This window comes from Sphingobacterium sp. PCS056, from assembly GCF_023273895.1.
Lineage (GTDB): Bacteria > Bacteroidota > Bacteroidia > Sphingobacteriales > Sphingobacteriaceae > Sphingobacterium.
In genome coordinates this window covers 1,066,768-1,089,017 of sequence record NZ_CP096883.1, presented here as the reverse complement: position 1 = coordinate 1,089,017, position 22,250 = coordinate 1,066,768, and the positions used below count along the sequence as shown (strand labels likewise).

The 22,250-nt window shown below is 36.8% G+C and carries 30 protein-coding genes; 17 read left to right on the top strand and 13 right to left on the bottom strand.

Annotated elements, in window-relative coordinates:
* Window positions 1-13: 13 nt before the first annotated feature.
* Together MUB18_RS04585 and MUB18_RS04580 are read left to right on the top strand one after the other, a co-directional pair.
* Complete coding sequence (locus MUB18_RS04585) at window positions 14-778, top strand: hypothetical protein (RefSeq protein WP_045754202.1); 765 nt, start codon at window positions 14-16, stop codon at window positions 776-778.
* Window positions 775-1,596, top strand: coding sequence for a formylglycine-generating enzyme family protein (locus MUB18_RS04580; RefSeq protein ID WP_248755112.1), 822 nt, complete (start codon window positions 775-777; stop codon window positions 1,594-1,596). The genes MUB18_RS04585 and MUB18_RS04580 overlap by 4 nt, the downstream gene beginning before the upstream one ends.
* Before the next feature lie 38 nt (window positions 1,597-1,634).
* On the opposite strand, the gene MUB18_RS04575 is transcribed toward MUB18_RS04580, so the two are convergent.
* From MUB18_RS04575 to MUB18_RS04560, 4 genes are all read right to left on the bottom strand, one after another.
* Window positions 1,635-2,405: an SDR family NAD(P)-dependent oxidoreductase gene (locus tag MUB18_RS04575; protein WP_045754203.1), complete on the bottom strand. Its 771-nt coding sequence runs from the start codon at window positions 2,403-2,405 to the stop codon at window positions 1,635-1,637.
* Window positions 2,405-3,529, bottom strand: a complete 1,125-nt coding sequence (locus MUB18_RS04570) for a DUF4861 family protein (protein WP_248755111.1) — start codon at window positions 3,527-3,529, stop codon at window positions 2,405-2,407. The genes MUB18_RS04575 and MUB18_RS04570 overlap by 1 nt, the downstream gene beginning before the upstream one ends.
* A gap of 6 nt (window positions 3,530-3,535) precedes the next feature.
* The gene (gene kduI / locus MUB18_RS04565; RefSeq protein ID WP_248755110.1) at window positions 3,536-4,381 is read right to left on the bottom strand and encodes a 5-dehydro-4-deoxy-D-glucuronate isomerase; all 846 of its coding nucleotides are present in this window, start codon (window positions 4,379-4,381) and stop codon (window positions 3,536-3,538) included.
* Between the two features lie 88 nt (window positions 4,382-4,469).
* Entirely contained in the window at window positions 4,470-5,381 is a 912-nt protein-coding gene (locus MUB18_RS04560; protein WP_262917511.1) for an AEC family transporter, read from the bottom strand.
* A gap of 398 nt (window positions 5,382-5,779) precedes the next feature.
* Between MUB18_RS04560 and surE the strand changes: the two genes are divergently transcribed.
* From surE to MUB18_RS04510, 10 genes are all read left to right on the top strand, one after another.
* Window positions 5,780-6,550 carry a 5'/3'-nucleotidase SurE gene (gene surE / locus MUB18_RS04555; RefSeq protein WP_045754207.1) on the top strand — a complete coding sequence of 257 codons (771 nt, stop codon included), beginning with the start codon at window positions 5,780-5,782 and terminating at the stop codon, window positions 6,548-6,550.
* Window position 6,551: 1 nt separating this feature from the next.
* Window positions 6,552-6,812 carry a hypothetical protein gene (locus MUB18_RS04550; protein ID WP_248755108.1) on the top strand — a complete coding sequence of 87 codons (261 nt, stop codon included), beginning with the start codon at window positions 6,552-6,554 and terminating at the stop codon, window positions 6,810-6,812.
* Complete coding sequence (locus tag MUB18_RS04545; protein WP_248755107.1) at window positions 6,809-7,681, top strand: menaquinone biosynthesis family protein; 873 nt, start codon at window positions 6,809-6,811, stop codon at window positions 7,679-7,681. The genes MUB18_RS04550 and MUB18_RS04545 overlap by 4 nt, the downstream gene beginning before the upstream one ends.
* A 141-nt stretch (window positions 7,682-7,822) precedes the next feature.
* On the top strand, window positions 7,823-11,119 hold the full coding sequence (gene secA / locus MUB18_RS04540; protein ID WP_094771822.1) for a preprotein translocase subunit SecA: 3,297 nt from the start codon (window positions 7,823-7,825) through the stop codon (window positions 11,117-11,119).
* A gap of 23 nt (window positions 11,120-11,142) precedes the next feature.
* Window positions 11,143-11,601: an SPOR domain-containing protein gene (locus MUB18_RS04535; protein ID WP_045754211.1), complete on the top strand. Its 459-nt coding sequence runs from the start codon at window positions 11,143-11,145 to the stop codon at window positions 11,599-11,601.
* A 10-nt stretch (window positions 11,602-11,611) separates the two neighbouring features.
* Window positions 11,612-12,802, top strand: a complete 1,191-nt coding sequence (locus tag MUB18_RS04530) for a M20 family metallopeptidase (protein ID WP_248755106.1) — start codon at window positions 11,612-11,614, stop codon at window positions 12,800-12,802.
* 5 nt (window positions 12,803-12,807) lie between these two features.
* Window positions 12,808-13,377: a thiamine diphosphokinase gene (locus MUB18_RS04525; protein ID WP_248755105.1), complete on the top strand. Its 570-nt coding sequence runs from the start codon at window positions 12,808-12,810 to the stop codon at window positions 13,375-13,377.
* Entirely contained in the window at window positions 13,374-13,871 is a 498-nt protein-coding gene (locus MUB18_RS04520; RefSeq protein ID WP_248755104.1) for a GNAT family N-acetyltransferase, read from the top strand. The genes MUB18_RS04525 and MUB18_RS04520 overlap by 4 nt, the downstream gene beginning before the upstream one ends.
* 170 nt (window positions 13,872-14,041) lie before the next feature.
* Window positions 14,042-14,356, top strand: a complete 315-nt coding sequence (locus MUB18_RS04515; protein ID WP_045754215.1) for a rhodanese-like domain-containing protein — start codon at window positions 14,042-14,044, stop codon at window positions 14,354-14,356.
* Window positions 14,357-14,727: 371 nt separating this feature from the next.
* Window positions 14,728-14,952 carry a DUF6358 family protein gene (locus MUB18_RS04510; protein WP_045755528.1) on the top strand — a complete coding sequence of 75 codons (225 nt, stop codon included), beginning with the start codon at window positions 14,728-14,730 and terminating at the stop codon, window positions 14,950-14,952.
* A gap of 39 nt (window positions 14,953-14,991) precedes the next feature.
* Here MUB18_RS04510 and gcvT read toward each other — a convergent pair whose 3' ends face one another.
* The 6 genes from gcvT to MUB18_RS04480 all read right to left on the bottom strand — a co-directional run bounded on the left by gcvT (window position 14,992) and on the right by MUB18_RS04480 (window position 19,306).
* The gene (gene gcvT, locus MUB18_RS04505) at window positions 14,992-16,071 is read right to left on the bottom strand and encodes a glycine cleavage system aminomethyltransferase GcvT (RefSeq protein ID WP_045755529.1); all 1,080 of its coding nucleotides are present in this window, start codon (window positions 16,069-16,071) and stop codon (window positions 14,992-14,994) included.
* 84 nt (window positions 16,072-16,155) lie between these two features.
* A complete protein-coding gene (locus MUB18_RS04500) occupies window positions 16,156-16,974 on the bottom strand; it encodes a DUF6929 family protein (protein WP_045754217.1) in 819 nt (272 codons plus the stop codon).
* Between the two features lie 2 nt (window positions 16,975-16,976).
* The gene (locus MUB18_RS04495; protein ID WP_248755103.1) at window positions 16,977-17,660 is read right to left on the bottom strand and encodes a pseudouridine synthase; all 684 of its coding nucleotides are present in this window, start codon (window positions 17,658-17,660) and stop codon (window positions 16,977-16,979) included.
* A 6-nt stretch (window positions 17,661-17,666) separates the two neighbouring features.
* Entirely contained in the window at window positions 17,667-18,035 is a 369-nt protein-coding gene (locus tag MUB18_RS04490; protein WP_045754219.1) for a DUF4359 domain-containing protein, read from the bottom strand.
* 78 nt (window positions 18,036-18,113) lie between these two features.
* Window positions 18,114-18,599 (bottom strand): DUF4112 domain-containing protein, encoded by a 486-nt coding sequence (locus MUB18_RS04485; RefSeq protein ID WP_248755102.1) that lies wholly within the window; start codon window positions 18,597-18,599, stop codon window positions 18,114-18,116.
* Window positions 18,599-19,306, bottom strand: coding sequence for an SIMPL domain-containing protein (locus tag MUB18_RS04480; protein WP_248755101.1), 708 nt, complete (start codon window positions 19,304-19,306; stop codon window positions 18,599-18,601). The genes MUB18_RS04485 and MUB18_RS04480 overlap by 1 nt, the downstream gene beginning before the upstream one ends.
* A 160-nt stretch (window positions 19,307-19,466) precedes the next feature.
* Here MUB18_RS04480 and MUB18_RS04475 point away from each other — a divergent pair, with 160 nt between their 5' ends.
* Window positions 19,467-19,658 (top strand): cold-shock protein, encoded by a 192-nt coding sequence (locus MUB18_RS04475; RefSeq protein ID WP_038695072.1) that lies wholly within the window; start codon window positions 19,467-19,469, stop codon window positions 19,656-19,658.
* A 165-nt stretch (window positions 19,659-19,823) separates the two neighbouring features.
* Here the strand turns inward: MUB18_RS04475 and MUB18_RS04470 are convergent, their stop codons facing one another.
* Window positions 19,824-20,003 (bottom strand): hypothetical protein, encoded by a 180-nt coding sequence (locus MUB18_RS04470; protein ID WP_248755100.1) that lies wholly within the window; start codon window positions 20,001-20,003, stop codon window positions 19,824-19,826.
* A gap of 48 nt (window positions 20,004-20,051) precedes the next feature.
* Between MUB18_RS04470 and MUB18_RS04465 the strand changes: the two genes are divergently transcribed.
* The gene (locus tag MUB18_RS04465; protein WP_045754223.1) at window positions 20,052-20,300 is read left to right on the top strand and encodes a hypothetical protein; all 249 of its coding nucleotides are present in this window, start codon (window positions 20,052-20,054) and stop codon (window positions 20,298-20,300) included.
* A gap of 3 nt (window positions 20,301-20,303) precedes the next feature.
* On the opposite strand, the gene recO is transcribed toward MUB18_RS04465, so the two are convergent.
* Both recO and MUB18_RS04455 read right to left on the bottom strand, forming a co-directional pair.
* Window positions 20,304-21,026: a DNA repair protein RecO gene (recO, locus tag MUB18_RS04460; RefSeq protein ID WP_248755099.1), complete on the bottom strand. Its 723-nt coding sequence runs from the start codon at window positions 21,024-21,026 to the stop codon at window positions 20,304-20,306.
* A 2-nt stretch (window positions 21,027-21,028) separates the two neighbouring features.
* Window positions 21,029-21,253, bottom strand: coding sequence for a hypothetical protein (locus tag MUB18_RS04455; RefSeq protein ID WP_045754225.1), 225 nt, complete (start codon window positions 21,251-21,253; stop codon window positions 21,029-21,031).
* Window positions 21,254-21,469: 216 nt separating this feature from the next.
* Here MUB18_RS04455 and rpmB point away from each other — a divergent pair, with 216 nt between their 5' ends.
* The 3 genes from rpmB to MUB18_RS04440 all read left to right on the top strand — a co-directional run bounded on the left by rpmB (window position 21,470) and on the right by MUB18_RS04440 (window position 22,182).
* Complete coding sequence (gene rpmB / locus MUB18_RS04450; protein ID WP_045754226.1) at window positions 21,470-21,703, top strand: 50S ribosomal protein L28; 234 nt, start codon at window positions 21,470-21,472, stop codon at window positions 21,701-21,703.
* Window positions 21,704-21,784: 81 nt separating this feature from the next.
* Complete coding sequence (gene rpmG / locus MUB18_RS04445) at window positions 21,785-21,967, top strand: 50S ribosomal protein L33 (RefSeq protein ID WP_002998409.1); 183 nt, start codon at window positions 21,785-21,787, stop codon at window positions 21,965-21,967.
* Window positions 21,968-22,014: 47 nt separating this feature from the next.
* The gene (locus tag MUB18_RS04440) at window positions 22,015-22,182 is read left to right on the top strand and encodes a DUF4295 domain-containing protein (RefSeq protein WP_084405346.1); all 168 of its coding nucleotides are present in this window, start codon (window positions 22,015-22,017) and stop codon (window positions 22,180-22,182) included.
* The last annotated feature ends 68 nt before the right edge of the window (window positions 22,183-22,250 follow it).

The following is a 22,250-nucleotide window of genomic DNA, read 5'->3' as shown; positions in this document are numbered from 1 at the left end:
TTTTAAAGAAAAAATGATGAGAACTTCTATATTATTATTTATCCTTTTATTTTTTGGCTTTATAAAGGCATTTGCTCAATCCAATGGAGACGAAGGAAGCTCTTATAGCAGAGATGAAAAAGGTTACGAATTGCGCACTAAAATGACTATACCGCCTTACGGATTATCAAAAGTAAAGCAGTTGATCGAAACGATTACATTTAAAGAAGATCCATTGGGCAGTTCGGACGGTGGTATAGAAGCTATAAGCGCAGCACAATTTAAAGCACTAAGTCTAAGAGAAAAGTTTACCTATGTCATGATCCATGCTGAGATGAGCCAACAGAACTGCGCTATTCCAGAATACCAGAACGATATTCAAAAAAGAATTTTCAGTCAATTGGAAACAGGATTTAATGAAGCGAGCTGGAGTCAAAGACAAGCCGATTTTCTGATCGAAAATCGCGACTCTGTGATGAAACTCATTGAAGAATCGGTTGTGCGTAGTAAACGAATGGGGATAAATTATAAAGAAGCAATCTTAGAGATGAATGCTTGGCAAATGATTCCCTTTATCATTAGTTATGTCAAAAGCACCGCTCAAGATAAGGATGCATTAACCTTACTGATGCTTTTAATGAAACGGGGAGAGTACGATGAGTTTTTGAAATCAACATCTTACCAGAAGTTATATGGTCCTGATGCTAATTATTATTCTTTCCTGAATTATAACAAAGCAAATGAAGATTTAATATGTGAACGTGCAAGTCGTTACTATAAAGAGAAGATTTCAAAATGATAAAGAAAGTCTGGATTTTACTGCTCGGAATCGTTATTTGCACCAGTCAATCCTTTGCACAAGAGCAACGGTTTATAGACATAGGAGCAGGCACCTATATATTAGGCGACACACTCAGTTTAGATAACCCTCGTAGAGTTGTCAGTCTATCTGCTTTTTCAATCGCTGAGACCGAATTAACAAATGAGGCATTTGCAGCATTTGTGGGTTCGACCAATTATATCACGTTGGCAGAACGATATCACAATGCTATGGTCTTTGAACCAGGTTTAGCAGAATTTCGATGGCTACAGGATAGTACGGCTTATTGGCGGTTTCCAAATGGAACAAGCAGGGGGGACATTGAAGAAAAGATGGATCATCCCGTAACGTGTATATCCTATCGTGATGCATTAGCCTATTGCGAATGGGCAGGAGTTCGTCTACCATCATTAGAGGAATGGGAAGTAGCTTCAAGAGCGGGCTCGCAAACCAGATATTTTGAAGGTGTAGAGTTAGATAACATCATGGATTATGCTAATATATGGCACGGAAGAAATCATTTAGTTGCCGATACGACAGATGGTTTTCTATATACCTCACCTGTTAAATCATTCAAAGCAAATCCTTTAGGTTTATATGATATATATGGCAATGTTTTTGAATTTTGCGAAGGATCGCTAGTTCGAGATCAAGGGCGAAAAGTAGCGCATGCGCGCGGTGGCTCATGGTGGTGCAGTAAAAATAGCTGCGCTTCCTTCAACTCACAATATATAGGTTCGGTCAACCCCAGTGCTTCTTTTAGTAACCTCGGTTTTCGAGTTGCAAAGAAAAAGTAGCGAGGCTTTCCAGCGGAAAGCCTCGCTACATATTTTGATTATCGACCCATCCAGCCACCATCGACTGTTAGAATTGTTCCATCCACGTAGTTAGACGCATCAGAACTTAAAAATACGATCGGCCCTTTGAAGTCTTGGGGCTGTCCCCATCTTGCAGCAGGAATACGACCTAAAATAGAAGCAGATCTCTCTGGGTCATCGCGCAACGCTTCCGTATTGTCTGTTGCAATATATCCCGGAGCAATAGCATTGACATTGACACCTAGCGAAGCCCACTCATTGGCAAAAGCTTTTGTCATTGAAGCAATTGCACCTTTTGATGCGGCATATCCCGGCACATTGATCCCCCCTTGAAAAGAAAGTAAGGATGCGGTGAAAATAACTTTTCCTGTTCCACGTGAAATCATAGCTTTACCTATTTCTCTCGTCAAAATAAATGGTGCATTTTGATTGATTTCAATGATCTCATCCCAGTATTCATCCGGATGCTCAGCAGCCGGTTTACGTAAGATATTGCCCGCATTGTTGACCAAAATATCAATGACAGGATGTTGTTCTTTCACCTTTGTAATAAATGCATATAGATCCTTTCGCTTTGAAAAATCACATTGATATGCGTAAAATTTTCTACCGAGAGATTCCACCGATTTTTGAATAGCAGAGTTCTCAAGTTCCAATGAAGCTGAAACACCGATAATATCCGCACCAGCTTCTGCCAATGCTTCAGCCATTGCTTTACCGATCCCTCTTTTGCACCCTGTAACCAGGGCAACTTTACCTGTTAAATCAAATGATTGTAGTATAGACATTATTTTTTATAGCTAATGGTTAAAGGTTTATGAATTTGCTCTGATGCCTGCTTTAAATAGTTTTTCCACGCATCCATAGATGTAATTTTTCCTGCTTTATTAAATGCGGCACCCATGTAATAGGTCAGCGATTGATTGTTTTTTGCCGTTACGCTCCATAAAAATTGATTTGGAGTGTCCATAAAATCTTTCTTAACCTCGGGTAACAATAAGGCAGTTCCGGTTATGTTTCCATGTTGTTCTGGTTCCCAATACGCGAAGAAATTTGCTTTTTTATCAATTGCAATAACTGGATTAGCTTCTTTTCGTTTAGCAATACCAATGACAATAGGTGTCGTGGCTGCGGTCGCATTATGAACACGAACATTGATTTTGCTCAATTGACTTTCTGCATCGATGGAAATTTCTTTTTCTATCCCTATCTTTTGACCATTTATTTCTTGAGGCTCATAGATTAATTTGAAGCTAGCCCGTATAGGACCATTGTCCAAAATTTCATATTGGCGATAGTGTTTTGTGTAGTGGATCTGTTTGTCAAAATAGATGGCTATGTCTCCAACGCCTAAGGTTTGACCAACAGAATAGTAATCTAGGCCTTTTCCGTGGTCTGCATGATAGTCTCCAGTTCTGTACCATTCGTCGATAATTAACTCTTCAGTACGTTTAGCCCAATAATCAAACCCTTGTGCATCTTCAGAAGTGCCTTCCAATGTTTTACCGTAAGCTCTGAAGGCAACCACATTGTTTTCCCACGCAAAATCATCTTTTCGCTCAGGAACATAGCGAGCAAAAACTTTATTCGCTGTTTTTGATGGAATAGCTGACGAAACGGTAAGTTCTATTTTTCCTTTAGCAGCAATATATACAGCAATCAAAACATTTTGAGGTGTTGATTTTCCTCTTTTTTCCAATTGGTATATAAGCGGTTTTTTTGATCCTTGATCAATAATGGAGAAAATGCTATCCTTTAATTCAAAATGCTTTTTAAAATTTTCGAAAGGAATGCTAATGACTTCTTTTCTTTCGAAAGCTGATGGATTCTGAATAATTAAAGAGCTTGTATTTTGAGCAAATAAGCTTGATGCACTCCCAAGTATACAGACAGCTGATAGTAATGATCTCATACCTTATTATTTTAAATCGGTTATAGCAGATTTGTCCATATCATCATAATCTAAATTTTCTCCTGCCATACCCCAGATGAAGGTATAATTACTCGTTCCTGCTCCAGAGTGGATAGACCAAGGCGGGGAGATCACAGCTTGCTCATTCTTCATCCAGATATGACGGGTCTCCTCTACTGGCCCCATAAAATGGGCGACTGCTTGCCCTTCTGGTACTTCAAAATAGAAATATACTTCCATACGACGGTCATGCGTATGTGCGGGCATCGTATTCCAAACAGATCCAGGCTTAAGCTCTGTCATTCCCATTTGCAGCTGACAGGTATCGACAATCTTATTCAAAAGCATCTGGTTGATTGTTCTATGGTTAGCTGTTTCAAGAGAACCAAGTTCGATCTTATTTGCCGATTCTTTTGTCACTTTTTTTGTCGGAAAAGCATGATGGGCAGGGGTTGAATTCAGATAAAATTTTGCTGGATTTGATGCATCCTTGCTACTAAAATAGACCTCTTCAACTCCTTTACCGATATATAAAGCTTCTTTATTCGCTAGATCGTAGACGGTTCCATCGACTTCAACTTGTCCAGCTGCGCCCACATTGATGATCCCCAACTCTCTTCTACTGAGGAAATAAGGCTCTTTCAGTAGAGCAGGTATTGTTTCCAATTTTAGTTTATCCGCAACAGGCATGGCGCCTCCTGCCATGTAACGATCATAGTGTGAATAGGTAAAATGGATCTGATCTGCTTCAAAAATATTTTCAATTAAAAAGTTCTCTCTTAAAGACTTGGTGTCAAGTGTTTTGCATTCATTTGGGCTAATTGCGTAGCGCGACTCATAATTCGTTTTCATATTTTAGCGTATTTAAGAAATATGTTAAAAATAAGACATTAAAACATCATAAGCCACAATAATCTTCGCAATCGATATCGGAAAAAGATTAAATGAAAATAGAAATGATATAAGACCAGAGGGCAGTTGTAAACAGACTGAGAATAATGCCCAAGCCGATGATCAAGTTGATCAGTTTGGTGTTCAACCTGAATTGTTGTACGACCATACTTGCTGTTATTAAGGTGGGCATGGCTGCCTCCATAATACTGACACGTGCAATATCACCTTTTATGCCCATTGCCACAGCAGCTAGCAGAACCAAAGCAGGGGCTAGCATCAACTTATATAATAATGTCATGGAGATCTGAGAAATCTCTCGCTTCATTCCCTTAAACTGGAGCTGCAGGCCAACAGAGAACAAGGCTAAGGGAGCAACTGTTGATGCAATTTTATCAAAGAATGGTTCGGTTATGCCCAAGTCGACATATTGTGATAGTATAACCGCAAGTACACAAGCGATAAAGGGCGGAAAAGTAAAAAGCCTTTTTAATAAAGCGCCAACTTTGATTCCTTCATTATGACTGCGGTCTCCCTTGATGGCACAGATAATGCCTACCGTAGATAAAAGCATAAAATTGACCTGGTCACAAATAATGGCAATGCTGAGGTTTTGCTCCCCGTAATAGGCGATGATCAATGGAAACCCAATAAAAGAGGTATTACTATACGCTGAAGATAATTCTAATGTACTCCGAGAACGTTGGCTATAGCCTTTATATCGACAATACAATTCCATAAATATCCAACTTCCTGCAACCACTAATATAGGCGATAACACCGGAAAGATCAGTTGAGTGCTCCAACTGATCTGTGGAATATATTTAAAAGATACTGCAGGCAAGGCGATGTACAATACCCAAATATTAATGCTTTTAGAAGCATTTTCAGGAATGAGTTTGAAATGCTTAAACAGCATTCCGGCGCATATGCAGAATATGATAAGTATAAAATTGACCATTTTGAATTTGAAAACACAATGAATGGACGAAGTTACTTAAAAACAGAAATTTACTCGTTGCTTTTTTGGGATTTTAATCATAAAAAATCTGCCTGTTTTTAATTCGGCCACTATACGAATAAGATTATATTCAGGTTATGATTAGATCAATATATTATTAAGCTTTAGTATAGAGATAATAGAGGGTTTCTATAGGGTTCGTATAGGTAAAGCTCTATAAATACTGTATTAAATCTATCTTATATCTGTTAAAAATCAGGCTTAATATTTAATATGCTTCCTATCTCTCTTTCAGTTAGCCTTAATAAAAAATGAGCTTAGGTCTTTTTAATGTATAAAAAGAAAAAGCATTGTCTTAAAAACGAAAGCTTTTCTTTTTTTCTTCCTAAATTAGCGTCATGACAAAGAAAAAACCAACCATCTTGGTGGTGAATGATGATGGCATTACTGCGCCTGGTATTAAAGTTTTGATTGAAGAAATGCAAAAAATAGGACACGTGGTTGTCGTTGCTCCTGATAGTCCACAATCGGGCATGGGACATGCTATTACAATCGGCCGACCTTTGCGTTTAGATCGTATTGACTTATATGACGGTGTGGAGATGTATAAATGTTCAGGAACTCCGGTAGATTGTGTTAAATTGGCTGTTAACAAGATTTTTAAAGGACGTAAACCAGACGTATGTGTTTCGGGTATTAATCATGGATTAAACCATTCGATCAATGTATTATATTCGGGAACGATGTCTGCGGCAGTTGAAGGAGCGATTGAAGGAATTCCATCTATTGGATTTTCTTTAGATAATTTTGACTATGATGCTGATTTTTCACATTGTAGACCGTATCTCCTTTCGATTACCAAACAAGTACTGGCAAATGGTCTTCCAAAAGGATCTTTATTAAATGTCAATTTTCCTAAAGATGAAGCCAAAGGAATTAAAATCTGTCGTCAGGCAGGTGGGCATTATGTCGAAGAGTTTGATGAGCGTGTCGATCCTAGAGATCGAGATTATTATTGGATGACAGGTAGATTTGAGTTGGAAGATCGGGGCGAGGATACGGATTCGTATGCTTTAAGTAAAGGATATGTAGCTATAGTTCCAACGCAGTTTGATATGACCGCTCACCACGTCATCCCTCAATTAAATTCTTGGGCATTCGATAGTTAGTATGAAAAACAATTTAGGCATAGGGATTTTACTGGGAGCTATAGCGCCCTTAATCGCTTATTTAATTTCTACCTATACGACACTTTTTGAAAAAACGGTAGCCGAAAAACCAATATTAATATATGCTGTTGCGGTATTTATCAATTTGTTGGCGATACGTTTTTTGTTTAAAGGAGAGAAAGAAGCCTTAGCAAAAGGAGTATTGGTTGCCACCTGTATAGCGACAATACTTTATATATTTACACATAAATTATCCATATGAAATTGACATTGGGTTTTTCCCCTTGTCCTAATGATACCTTCATTTTTGATGCACTTATCCATCATAAAATAGATACAGAAGGACTAGAATTTGACGTTGTTTATGAAGATGTCGAAACCTTAAATCTAAAAGCTTTTAAGGGAGACTTAGCCATAACGAAATTGAGCTATCATGCTTTTGCCTATGCGATAGAAGATTATGAGCTTTTGGATGCAGGTAGTGCATTAGGATTTGGAGTTGGACCGATGTTGATCACTCACGATGAGCATTTGGCTAGAGAGCTTCAAGAAAAACTGTCTTCGAATACCCCATTGACGGCAGCATTGCAACAATTAAAGGTTGGCTATCCCGGCAAGTACACAACTGCTAATTTCTTATTAGGTTTAGCTTTTCCAGAACTGAAGAATAAAAAAGAGCTTGTTTTTTCAGAGATCGAAGGAGCTTTGTTGTCTGGCGATATCGATTTGGGGTTAATTATTCATGAAAATCGATTCACCTATCAGGAAAAAGGGCTTTTTAAAGTCGTTGATTTGGGAGATTACTGGGAAAAAACGACAAATTGTCCTATTCCATTGGGCGGTATTGTAGTGAAAAGAAGTATTCCTGCCGATATTAAGGAAAAACTGAATCGTATTTTGCGAGCAAGTGTCGAATACGCTTTTGCTAACCCTACATCAGGTCTGGAGTTTATCAAGTCACATGCGCAGGAGATGAGTATTGAAGTGATGTATAAACACATCGATCTTTATGTCAATAAGTATTCTATAGTGCTTGGAAAAGAGGGACGTTCAGCAATTGAAATCATGTTTAATAAGGCTCAGGATATGGGCTTTATCCCGAAAACGGACAAGAATTTATTTTTGTCATAAAAAAGAGTAAAAAATATGGATATCGTATGTTAGATATGATATCTAATAACTAAATTTGCCCGATTAGTGTCAATTTGTCTGCAATTTTAGTTTGGAGTCATTATTGAATGAAAGTCATAAATTGAGATAGAAAAGAATATTATGTTAAAATTTTTAAGTAAATTATTTGGAAGTAAATCCGAGCGAGATATTAAGGGAGTTCAACCAATTGTAGAAAAAATCAAATCGGAATACGAGCAGCTTTCGTCACTTACTGATGATGAATTGCGTGGCAAAACGGCTGATTTCAAAAATAGAATTAAAGGATATTTAGCAGATATTGATACCGAGATCTCTACTTTAAAAGCAGAAGCTGAGGCTGATGACCTGGATATGTCTCAGAAAACTGCGATATATGAAAACGTGGATAAATTATCCAAAGATCGTGATAAAAAATTAGAAGAAGTTTTGATGGATATTTTACCTGAAGCATTTGCCGTGGTAAAAGAAACATCTAGACGTCTGACAGAAAATAAACAATTAGTCGTTAAAGCAACCGATTTTGATCGAGAAATCGCTGCACAAAAACAAAATGTAGTGATCCAAGGTGATCAGGCGACATGGAAAAATGTGTGGTTGGCTGCGGGAACTGAGGTAACCTGGAACATGGTACATTATGATGTGCAGTTGATTGGCGGTATTGTATTGCACCAAGGTAAAATTGCACAGATGGCTACCGGTGAGGGTAAGACTTTGGTAGGTACCTTGCCGACTTATTTGAATGCGTTAGCCGGTAATGGTGTACATATAGTAACGGTCAATGATTATCTAGCACGTCGTGACTCGGAGTGGAATGCACCATTGTTCGAGTTTCATGGTTTAAGTGTAGATTGTATTGATAAACATCAACCAAATTCACCACAAAGACGTAAAGCTTATGCTTCTGATATCGTTTATGGTACCAATAACGAATTTGGTTTCGATTATTTACGTGATAATATGACGCAGACTCCTGAAGCATTAGTACAAGGGAAGCTGCATTTTGCGATGGTGGATGAGGTCGATTCAGTGTTAATTGATGATGCTCGTACACCTTTGATTATTTCAGGTCCTATTCCTCGTGGTGATCAGCATGAATTCTACCAATTAAAACCACGTATCGAACGTTTGGTAAATGCTCAAAAAGCCTATATCAACACGGTATTGAATGAAGCTAAGAAAGCGGTTAAGGCTGGAGATATTGATCCAGAAAAAGGTGGCTTGGCCTTATTTAGAGCTTACCGCGGATTGCCTAAAAATAAAGCCCTGATTAAATACTTAAGTGAAGATAATCATCGTCAGATTTTGCAAAAAGTAGAGAACTACTACATGCAAGAGCAGAACAAAAATATGCCTAAGGCGGATGCCGAATTATTTTTTGTGATCGATGAGAAAAACAATCAAGTAGAATTAACAGAAAAAGGGATTGAATTAATCACGGCTTCTGGAGAAGATCCTTCATTCTTTATCTTACCGGATGTAGGTTCTGAAATTGCTGATATTGAAAAAGCTGATATTCCTTTAGAGGAGAAGGCTAACCGCAAAGAGGAATTATTGCGTGATTATTCGATCAAAGCAGAGCGTATTCACTCGATCAACCAATTATTAAAAGCATATACTTTATTTGAAAATGATGTTGAGTACATCGTTGACGAGGGAAAGGTTAAAATTGTAGATGAGCAAACCGGACGTATCATGGATGGTCGTCGTTACTCAGATGGTTTGCACCAAGCGATTGAAGCAAAAGAGAATGTAAAGGTAGAAGATGCTACACAGACTTATGCAACCATTACTTTACAAAATTACTTCCGTATGTACCACAAACTTGCAGGTATGACGGGTACAGCTTCTACTGAGGCGGGTGAGCTTTGGGAAATATATAAATTGGACGTGGTCGAAATTCCGACCAACCGCGTTGCTTTACGTGATGACCGTCAAGATTTTATTTACCGTACTGCTCGTGAAAAATATAATGCTGTTGCAGAAGAAATTCAAAAATTGACAGAAGCAGGTAGACCCGTTTTAGTGGGTACAACATCTGTTGAAATCTCTGAGTTATTGAGCCGTATGCTCCAATTGCGTAAGGTTAAACATAATGTCTTAAACGCAAAACTACACCAGAAAGAAGCTGATATTGTTGCTGAAGCAGGTCAACCTGGTCAAGTAACGATCGCAACAAACATGGCTGGTCGTGGAACGGATATTAAGTTAACAGACGAAGTTAAAGCTGCTGGTGGTCTAGCGATCATCGGTACCGAGCGTCACGAGTCACGTCGTGTCGATCGTCAGTTACGTGGTCGTGCTGGTCGTCAAGGGGATCCGGGATCATCGCAATTCTTCGTTTCATTGGAAGATAACTTGATGCGTCTATTTGCTTCGGAGCGTATCTCTAACATCATGGTTAAGATGGGAGTTGAAGAAGGTGAAGTGATGCAGCATAGCATGCTGACCAAATCAATCGAACGTGCGCAACGTAAAGTTGAAGAAAACAACTTTGGTATTCGTAAACGACTTTTGGAGTATGATGATGTGATGAACTCACAGCGTACGGTTATCTATACAAAACGTAAAAATGCTTTGTTCGGAGAACGTCTAGATGTCGATTTGAATAACATGATTTTTGATGTTGTCGAAGAAATCGTGGTTGATGCCAAAGAGGGTGGTTCTTATGAAGATTTTCAAATTGAGGTGATCCGTGTGTTTGCTGTCAATCCGGAGATTTCGGAAGAAGAATTTACAAACTTAAAAATTGAAGGGTTGACTGATCGTTTGTTTGAACAGATCATTAATGCTTACCATACTAAATTAAACACCGTAGCGGCTCATACGATGCCTGTGCTTCAAAATGTGTTTGAAGAACGTGGGAATGTGGTTGAAAATGTTGTTATTCCTTTCTCTGATGGTCTTCGTGGCATCCAAGTTGCTACAAACTTGAAGAAAGCGATTGAAACTGGAGGAAGAGAAGTTTTCAAATCATTTGAAAAGGGGATTGTTCTAGCTTTAATTGATGAAGCATGGAAAGAGCATTTACGTGAAATGGATGACTTAAAACAATCTGTTCAAAATGCTGTTTACGAGCAAAAGGATCCGATCATTATCTATAAAATGGAGGCTTTTAACTTATTTAAATCGATGTTAGCGGCTATGAATAAGGATATTGTTAGCTTCATTTTTAAAGGTGAGATACCAGGACAAAATATGCAAAGTGTTCCTGAGCGTTTGGTACAGGCACCTCCAGTTCAAGTGAAAGCTACAAAAGCAGAATTAGAATCTCCAATAGGGGTGAGTGCTGAAGATGTAGATACACGTGACTTGGGACCTACACAGCCTATTCGGAATGAAAATGCAATTGGCCGCAATGATGATTGTCCTTGTGGTTCAGGAAAGAAATACAAAAACTGCCACGGCGCTAATAGTTAGGCGGTATTTAAAAAAATAAAAGAATGCTTAAGAAAGGATTGATAGTTGTTTTTGCTTTAGTTGCTTGTACTTTTTCAAAAGTAAAGGCTCAGAAAAACGATAATGTAGTGATTGTAAAAGATACATTGATTACAATTTTACAACATTATCGGGCAAATATGGGTATCAATCCTGTCGAAAGCAAACCTGTTGCGGTTCCAACCAAACCACCTGTACGAAGCGCGGCTACGCGTACCACAGTGCGCGGTTTTAGAGTTCAGATTTACGCAGGCAGTGATCGTAATAATGCTTTCTCAGAGCAGGCACGATTTAGAAATATGTACAAAGATATTGATACCTATATCAATTACGACGAACCCAATTACAGGGTCAAAGTAGGAGACTTTAGGAGTCGATCTGAAGCAAATAATTTTATGAATTTGCTTCGCCAACAATTTAAAAACGTATTCGTATTTTCTGAAAACGTTTTTGTTTACCAATAATCTTATGATCATGGCAAGTATTAAAGATCAAGTTAATGCCTTAGCCCAACAGTTTTTTCAAGAAACAGTTCAAATGAGGAGACATCTTCATCAACACCCTGAACTTTCTTTTGAAGAGTACAATACTTCGGCATATGTCAAATCTGTATTGAATGATATCGGGATTCCCTTTGAAGAAATGGCTGACACGGGTATTGTCGCGTATTTGACAGGCGACATAGAATCGGATGAAGTTATTGCTTTACGAGCTGATATGGACGCTTTACCTATTCAAGAGGTGGAAGGCAGGAACTACGGTTCTCAAAATCCCGGTGTCATGCATGCTTGTGGGCATGATGTGCACACTTCATCGTTGCTGGGGGTTGCAAAAATATTACAGTCTTTAAAAGCAGAATTTGGAGGGATCGTCAAATTGATTTTCCAACCGGGAGAGGAGCGTCTGCCAGGTGGTGCTTCTCTGATGATAAAAGAAGGAGTCTTGCAAAATCCAGCTCCTACGGCTATTATAGGCCAACATGTGATGCCGTTTATTGAAGCCGGAAAAGTAGGTTTTAGAGAAGGTAAGTATATGGCTTCTTGTGACGAGCTGTTTATGACAGTAAGGGGAAAGGGCGGTCATGGAGCGCATCCACATCAAAATATTGATCCAATTGTCATTACAGCACATATCATTACGGCACTTCAACAAATAGCCAGTCGCTTTGCTGACCCAAGAACTCCAACAGTGCTGTCCTTTGGTAAAATCATCGCTAATGGAGCTACTAACATCGTTCCTGATGAAGTTTATTTAGAAGGTACCTTCCGTACGTTTGATGAAGATTGGCGCGCTGAGGCGCATGAAAAGATGGTTAAAATGGCTACTGGTATCGCGGAGAGTATGGGGGCTGTTTGTGATTTTGATGTACGAAAAGGATATCCGTTTTTAATCAACAATCCTGAGCTGACAAAAGCGGCCCGGGGTTTTGCTGAAGAATATCTGGGTAAAGAAAATGTTTTAGACTTAGATCTTTGGCCCGCAGCAGAAGATTTCTCCTACTATTCTCAAGAAGTAAATGCTTGTTTCTACCGTCTGGGTACTGGAAATAAAGCAAAGGGTATCCAGTCTGCTGTTCATACTTCTTCTTTTGATATCGATGAGGATGCATTACAATTGAGCATTGGGCTGATGGCTTATATGACATTACGAAGATTAGGTCAGTAAAACATATGTCGTCACATCATATTGTTCGAGAAAGGCAAGAGCCTGCATTACTTATAACCGATTTTTATAGTATCGATGAAGAACTTGTTGGCCAACTTTTGGAATGGTCGCCAACGATCGTTACGGATGTTAATTCGTACGAAGCAGTTACTTCGCAGGCATACAAGGTGGATGTCATATTTACCCCAGTGCCGATTGATCTACCGCAAGAACATGTCAAGACTGTTCTTTATGACGTAAATTATATCGCCAGCGCTTTGCGCTATCTTATTGCAGAAGGGTATAAAGCGGTTAATATATTAGGATCGGGGTTTGATCAAGAGATATTGGAAAGTTTTGTCCAAGAGATTGATCTTGTCTGGTTGCATGATGATAAGAGGACTATCTTTGTTCAGTCCGGATTTGAGAAATGGATGCCTGCTGGTGATCATCTTTTCATCGAACCTGCATGGTGCGATCTGGCAACAAGCGGATTAAATAGAATAGGAGAAAATCATTTTGAAACGATCAATGATGGTTTTTTTAGTATCAGATTTTCAGCACCACAATTTTGTTTATTGACAGAAAAACTATGAGTACGGTAAGTATCAAGTTCGCTGGAGCAACAGAAGCGACATCGATTAGTGAAATTGGAAAGAAAAGCTATTGGGAAACTTATCCGGCAATTTTGACAACGGAACAAATTGATTTTATGTTGAACAAAAACTACACTGTTGAAGCGATTCGAGCTTTAATGGTTGGTGGTCAAGATTTTTATGTGTTGTATGAAGATGCTGTAGCGAAAGGATTTGTTTCTGTTCAAGTGAGGGAACAGGCTATTATGAGAATAGAAAAACTTTATCTTTTGGCTGAGGTTAAGGGTAGAGGATATGGAAAGCTGCTGCTGGATTTTGTAGCGCAGTTGGCCAAATCAAAGGATCTGAAACGATTAGAACTTAATGTAAACCGGAATAATCCAGCTTATTATTTTTATTTAAAGCAGGACTTTTTGATCACTGAAACGGTTGATATCCCTTATCATGGTTATGTTTTGGATGATTATGTCATGCAAAAAGACCTTACCCTTTAGCGGTTAATTTTGGGAATTAAGGATTATATTTTCTCTTAAGTAGTATATTTTCTATATGAATTAATCGCTTTTAATGGCAGAGGAGAGAACATAAATTGTTTTTATATGTGACAAAATTATGTTGCATATAAAAAGCAATTTATCTAAGTTTGATATAAATTGTAATCATCATGAAAGAAGTAACAGTAGAAGAACTTAAATCAAAAATTGATAATAATGAAGATTTTCAATTAATTGATGTCCGTGAAACATTTGAATATGAGGTTTCTAATTTGGGAGGATTGAATATTCCTTTATCTGGAATCTTAATTGAAGTCGATAAAATTGCTAAAGATAAACCCGTTGTTGTTCAATGCCGCTCAGGAAAGCGCTCGGCTCAAGCAGTAATGATGTTGGAACAACAAGGTTTTGACAATTTGTCAAACTTAAAAGGTGGTATTCTTGCATGGAAAGAAGAGATTGATCCTGAGATAGACGTGTATTAATATGAATCTAGCTGCGTTATGCTTTTCGTTCCGGAAATCATAACGGTATAGGTTTACCATTAACAAATCATATTTAATGAAAAACTACGAGCATCAGACTAAACAAGCATTTTTGTTTAGTCTTGCTTTTTATAGCATTTCACTGGGCTCAAAATTATTTCATTTCGAAATTTTTCCAATACTTTTCAGTATATCGTTATTACTTTCTTTAATTTGGGTCGTATTAGCATTACGGGAGATTATATTTTCTGGTCGTATTTCAAATACTGAGCGGATGCTTATGGCACTATTCATTATATTTTTTAATATAATTGCAGGTATATTTTACTTTTTCAAATTTAGGAAGAAGGTAATTGGTAGAAGTTAATATTATGACAAAAAATTTTATTTTAAATATCGTTATCAACTTATTGATCGTAGGAGCAGTCTACTATGGCTATAAGTCTTACGAAGCTGGAAATATCTTAGTATGTGGTATTTCAATAGCGCTCTTGGTGGTTTTTATTTATTTTAAGCGTGTGCTGTTTAAAAAAGTACAAATAGACTTAAAAAATGAAGAAGCGCGGAGAAGACAAGGGCAGGAAAAGATGAAGTAATATAAAAGGGCTATTTTTGGATAGCCCTTTTTATTAATATTATTTTACAAATGGTGGTTTAACCACTTTTGCTTTTATACTTTGGTTGCGGATACTGACGAAGATTTCTGTGCCTTCTTTAGCGAAAGCATTATCTACATAGCCTAAACCGATTGATTTTTTTAATGTAGGAGACTGTGTTCCAGAAGTAACACGGCCGATTTTATTTCCTTCGGCGTCTACGATTTCATAGTCATGACGGGCAATACCGCGATCAATCATTTCAAATCCAACTAATTTTTTCTTGATACCAGCTTCTTTTTCAGCTTTTAGATTAGCTGAGTTGACAAATTCTTTCGTGAATTTTGTTACCCATCCTAATCCACCTTCTAACGGAGAAGTTGTATCATCGATATCATTACCATATAGACAGAATCCCATTTCTAAGCGCAGGGTATCACGAGCACCTAAACCAATTGGTTTAATCCCGTAAGGAGCACCAGCTTCGAAAATCGCATCCCATACTTTTTGAGCATCTTCATTGGCAACGTAGATTTCAAAACCACCTGCACCTGTATATCCCGTAGCAGATACCAATACATTCTCCACTCCAGCAAATTTGCCTTTAGCAAAAGAATAATACTCCATTGAAGCAAGTTCAATATCTGTTAAAGACTGTAATGCATCAGCTGCTTTTGGACCTTGTACAGCAAAAAGAGAAGTCTCATCAGAGATGTTTTTCATGTCAACACCAAAGCTGTTGTATTTTGTGATCCAATTCCAGTCTTTTTCAATATTGGAAGCGTTTACAACAAGAAAATATGTGTTTTGGTCGATGCGGTAAGTTAAAAAGTCATCTACTATACCACCAGTTTCATTAGGAAGATAGCCATATTGTACTTTACCATCATATAACTTGGAAGCATCATTAGAAGAAACTGCCTGAATGAGGTCTAGCGCTTTCTCTCCTTTTAGAATGAATTCGCCCATGTGACTCACGTCAAACACACCTACACCTGTACGAACAGTTTCGTGTTCATCATTGATGCCCGAATATTGAACGGGCATGTTGAAACCTGCAAAAGGTACCATTTTCGCTCCTAAAGCGATATGCGTATCCGTAAGGGCAGTATTTTTGATCATAATACGATAAGTTTTATTTATTTACAAATTTACAAATTAAACATTGATTTTAGCTTAAAGTTTAGTATTTGTGCAATCGATTTACTGATCTAATGTCAATGAATAAATCACAGTCTCTGCTTTATCATCATCTTTGTCCTCACAAAGTAAAAACGTCAATTTCCCATTTCCCTGTTCTTTTAAAGTTATCCCTTCAAATTTATGCTTACCTGGGATATGAATGGTATCGAGGCTCTTCAAATCGTTTCTTTTGAATTTGCCTAGTATGGTTCCTGCAATTTCTCCATCCAGATAGGTCGAATTTGAAGCCTCAGCTGCTGCGATAAAGTAAACGGTATCATCTACGAGTATGGCATCTGTAAAAGCGGTTTGAACTTGATCAATCAAGGGGAGAGACACGGCACTGAAACTGCTTTCGTGATGATTTAGCTTATTGATCTTGAAAATACCGTTTTGGGCCTTTTGACCATTTCCACGGTTAAAAAGCCAAATTTCATCAATTGTATGAATAACTCCTTCAATATTAAAATTATCTTGATCTACCTGAAATTTCTGCTGGAGATCTTGATATACTTTACTGAAGTCTTCTGTATGCACTTCTTTTTGATAAGTAAGGCGGATATTACGATTGACAGTTGATCCTGATCCATAGATGTAAAATCGATTTTGATCGAATGCAATGGCTTCAAAATCTGGCTTTTTAGCTTTAGCAATATTTTCTAAATCGCCACAGGTTTTATCCAGTTGGATTTTGGATAATTGGCGGTTGTCTAATGAAAAATCATATAAATATTGGCTATTATCTGCAATTAAGTAAAGATGGTTATTTTGATAGACCAATCCCGAGGCAGCACTAATCCCAGTTATAGTTAAGAAAAAGTCTAAAATTAAGTTTTTCATCGTCAGTTTTTAAGATTTAACAAGGTCAAAACTCGCTGAAATTCGGGTTGTAATCCTGCCTGTATAGTTATTATATTTTGCGTCTTCGGATGTTTAAATGTTATTTCCGAAGCATGTAACATCATGGTATCCATTTCAAAATTTTCCTTCCAAAATTTATTTTGTTTATTACATCCATGTGGACGGTCCCCAATAATCGGATGGAAGATGTGTGCAAAATGTTTTCTTAATTGATGCATTCTTCCTGTCGTCGGATTAGCTTCAACCAAACTATAGCGTGAGGTTGGAAATTTTCCTGACGGGAATGGCAGTTCTGCTTTAGCGATGGTTTTGAAATTGGTTTGTGCTTCCTGCATGACGCCATTATCTTTTTTTAGCGGATAGTCAATAAGCATTTCTTCGGGAGCATGACCTCTTAAGACAGCGATATATCTTTTATCTACGAGCTGGTTTTGAAAGAGTTGTTGGAGCTCTTTGTCCGTTTCTTTATTTAACGAAAATAAGAGTATGCCGGCAGTCTTTCGGTCTAGTCGATGCGCAGGGTACACGGACTGACCAATTTGATCTCTTAGCAGTTGAAGCGCAAATTCGGATGCGTCCCGTGCAATAGAAGAACGGTGGACGAGCAGGCCATGTGGTTTATTAATCGCAATAATATCTTCGTCTTGGTATAGTATTTCTAACATATGGCATTATCTTGTTTTGATATGGGCGATTATTTCATCTGCTTTTTCATCAATTTTAGGGCTTAACCAAATATGATCAAAAGCACCGATACCGATGGTATTATCTTTGCCGTCCCATTTAATCTTTGTTAATGAGAACAGATAATAATTTGTTACGACCACATTTTTTGAAACGAAATCTTGTACGACATCCCTCCCTAATAATTGCATTCCCAAATCAAATATTCCTTGTTCTTTTTTTCCTAATTGTTTTTTTAGTAAATATTCGGCTTTTTGTTTTACAACGATCTCATGTTGTTCTTTTTTTGGATTTGTCCAAATTGCTACAACAGCAACAATGAGGATTAACCATATAAAAATTCTTTTTTTATTCATATTTACGGAGTTGTAGGTACAAAAATAGCGTTTATACTTTCATATAAACGCTATTTTGTCATCTTAATATACAGGGTGTTAAAAAAATAAATTCCAAACCCATTCTCCGGCGATCCATAGGAAGTAAATAGTCCCTACAAAAAACACGAGTATAATTGTTAAAATTCCTAATAGTAGCCAAATGGCAGATCCTTGATGTTTGTTTTCGTAATAATGCTCTTTCATCAATTTAATGTTCTTGGTATTGGCTTTATTAAAAAAGTCAAACACATTCCCAAAAACGGGTATGGCTCCAAAAATTGCATCAACTGAAATATTGATGAGCATCTTGACGACCAGTTTTGAACTGGCACCATTTCTCCACATGACCATTACTAGAACAAATGAAGTTCCAAAGCTGGCAATTGTTCCTGCAAAAGGTACAAAGTTAAGAATCGGATCAAGACCAAAGCGGAATCCAGCTATCTGAAAGTTATTGTCCATCAGCCAAGATAGCCTTTCGACCCATCCGAAATCGTGGTATCTTCTTTTTTCATTGTCAGCTAAAGATAGATTTCTCTTCATTACAATATTTCAAAAGATGCATTCACTTCACTTGTAATTTTGATTGGTTTAATGTCTAAATCTAAGTTTTCAGCAGCTTGGTCAGATTCCATTGCTCCTGACTTGAATGATGCTGACATTACACGAGGTGAATTGAAATAGATCATCTGTGGACTTTCTGATAAAAGAATTGCTTTACCAACTTTTTGACCAGCAGCTTCGGCTAAGATTTTGGCATTGTCCATGGCATCTTTAACCGCTTTTACTTTTAATGTTTTCTCCAATTCTTTCTTTTTTGAATAATCAAGTTCGCTGATCACTGTACTTTGAATGCCTGCGGCATCAACTCCGTCGAATAAATCATTTAACTTATTTAATTGGGTTACTTTGATACGGTATTGGCGAGATAGCAAAATATCTGTTTCTTTTTTCTTTTTAGTCGTATAATTGGTGCTGTAAATGTTTTGGATCGTAAAATCTTTTTTCTCAACACCTATATTTGTTGCAGATTGAAATAATTGTTTTTCCAAATTTTCGATCGTTACTTTTTTCTTCATGTTGCCATCTTGATAAAATTCTTTCAAAGTGACATTTATATAAATAATATCTGGAGTAACTTCTTCTTCCGCTCTTCCGATGGTACTGACCATATCTTTATTCATCATTTGTTGTGCTTGTAAACTGTGTACAGATGCAAATAGCATTAATCCTAACAATAATTTTTTCATATCTTTTCTATTTTAATACTTGTTTTCAAAAATCGATCCATTGTTTGTTTCTATTGATGTAGACGCAGTTTGTGCGAAGTAGTTTAATGGAAAAAAAATTAAAAAGTTTAAGGATTTTGATTTTTTTTAAATATCTTTAAGAAATTTAATACAATAAACAATGCAAGAAGGAGTAGTAAAATTCTTTAATGAAACCAAAGGTTTCGGTTTCATCATTCCAAATTCAGGCGAGAGCGAAATTTTCGTTCACGTTTCTGGTTTAGTAGACAAAATTCGTGAAAATGACAACGTTTCTTACGAAGTTGAACAAGGTCGTAAAGGTCTTAATGCGGTAAATGTAAAAGTTATCTAATCAGATTTTAAGATATATTTATTGTAGAAAAGCCCGATTTCCGAACGAAATCGGGTTTTTTTATAACTCCATTTTGCCTGTTATGAAATCGAATGAGTATCGAAAAGCCCTGTATATTTCTTGGACCATCATTTCAATCTTTCTTATTCTTTTTTTAGTGCTGTTCTATCTGTTAGATAATTCGCTATTACTTGCTACTGCTCCGGTATGTCCTTCCAAGTTGAAAGGATCTACCTGTTTTCTTTGTGGTATGACTCGCGCCTTTCTGAGTATCAAGGATGGACAGTTTGTCGTCGCACAACAATTTAATGGGGGTAGTGTGATTTTGTTTTCGTTGATTTTCATAAATTCTATTATCTTTATAATAGAAAAAATTATAAACCTAAAAAAAATATGAGAATTGCTGGATTAGTATTGGGTATCCTATCCTTAATCGGGATGTTGATTGCATTTATACCCTGTCTAGGGTGGTTAAATTGGCTTAATATACCTTTCGCCGTTGTTGGTCTTATCGTCAGTCTGATCGCTTATAATGATGTCACGATACAGCCGAATAACCAGCCAAAGACGGGTATCATACTATGTGCGATAGCTATTGTGCTGGGTGGCTTTCGATTGCTTGTCGGTGGTGGTATTTTTTAGGGATCAATGAAATATCTCTTCTAAGATATAAAGCGATTTTATTTCTTTGAAATTGGTCAGATGCAGTCTGTAAAAATCAATTATTTTTTCTAAAAGTATTTGACGGTCTTTTGTGCTCATCTTGATTTTTTCAGAATAATTGAATTCTGTAGCCATCAATTTTCTAAACAGGGAAGTGTGCGGTTCTTGCAGTACATATGGGTGCTCAGGTAGTTGATTGGAGAATGTGGCTGCTTCTAAATTAAAGTAAGGATAATCTTTTGTGGATTCAACAGGATAAAATCCTAAGAATCTACTCAAGTTAATTAAAAATACCAAATGGAAGTTAGCCAGATTTGTTTCGGATTCATCCAGCCATAGGATAGCTCTGAAAAGATATTCAAATAGATAAGGATCTCCTGCCTGTTCCCGTAATATTTTATAGAGCACCTCGTTGAGAAACATCGCTAGTGAGCTTTTAACGATATCATAGGGTATCGTTTTTAAAGTAGGTACTTGATGGGCTTCAGTGATGCGATGTAGGCTGTTGTTTTCTTTAAAAGTTACAACCATATCTAAGGGATGCAATGCTTGTAAAAAGCCGGATCTAATTTTTGCTTTTGGTTTGCGGGCACCATTGACCAGATACGACTGCAAACCAAAATGTTCTGTATAGATTTGTGCAACAACACTACTTTCAGAATAATTGGTCGATTTTAATACTATTCCTCTTGTTTTATGAAGCATATTTAATTGTTCTTTTTTCCTTTTCGCATTTCTAGTAGACTGGTTCTATCGATTTTTCGAATCAGTCGGTAGAAGATACGAAGGAATCCAATAGCAAATGAAATTACGCCTAGAATCATGACAGGTCTATACCAGTTGTTTTTTAACTGCATGAGGTAATAACCCAAAAGAATGAGTAAAATAGCAAGTATAATTTCTAATAGTCCTCGACGTAGATATTTATTCATAATGTTTACAAATGTGAATTGTTGAAAACTATTTTCTTTGATTTAGCAAATATAATATAATTAAATGCATTATTTTTGCCATTACTAAGACCTAAATATTTATTTTTTTAAAAATAAATCCTTAAAATTGTTGCATTTAACAAAATAAATATAGATATTTGCACACTCTTTGCAAAAAGATATATTTAAATTAAGACAACAAAATAACATAATATCATGTCAAGAATTTGTGATTTAACAGGCAAAACAGCAATGAATGGATATAATGTATCTAATTCTAACGCTAAAACAAAACGTAAATTTTACCCAAATTTGCAAACAAAACGTTTCTTCATTCCAGAAGAAGATCGTTGGATTACATTAAAAGTTTCGACTTCGGCGATTAAAACGATTAACAAAATTGGTATCACTTCTGCTATCAGTAAGTTCATTAAAAAAGGATCAATCTAATTGATTTTTCGCCTGTTGCATAAAATATCATTCATGAATTTCAATCCTATCATTTTTTAGGATTCAAAATAAAGTAAAACAATGGCTAAAAAAGGAAATAGAGTACAAGTTATCTTAGAATGTACTGAACACAAAGAAAGTGGTCTTCCGGGAATGTCTCGTTACATCACTACTAAGAACAAGAAAAATACTACTGAGCGTTTAGAATTGAAAAAATTCAACCCAGTATTGAGAAAAGTTACTGTTCACAAAGAAATTAAGTAATTCACATCTTGGTTGCTGAGTAGGCGCTAAGTTAAAATATTAATACCATGGCAAAGAAATCTGTTGCATCGTTACAAAAAGGTGGCGGTAAAGAATATACAAAGGTTATTATTACAACTAAATCAGCTAAAACTGGAGCTTATACTTTCAAAGAGGCTATGATCCACAACGATAAAGTAAAAGATACTTTAGCACAGGCTGCAAAAAATAACTAGTAATTTTCCTTTTTTAAAGTTTTTCTTTAAAAAGAATTCAAAAATAGCCGTTTTGGTATCTACCGAAA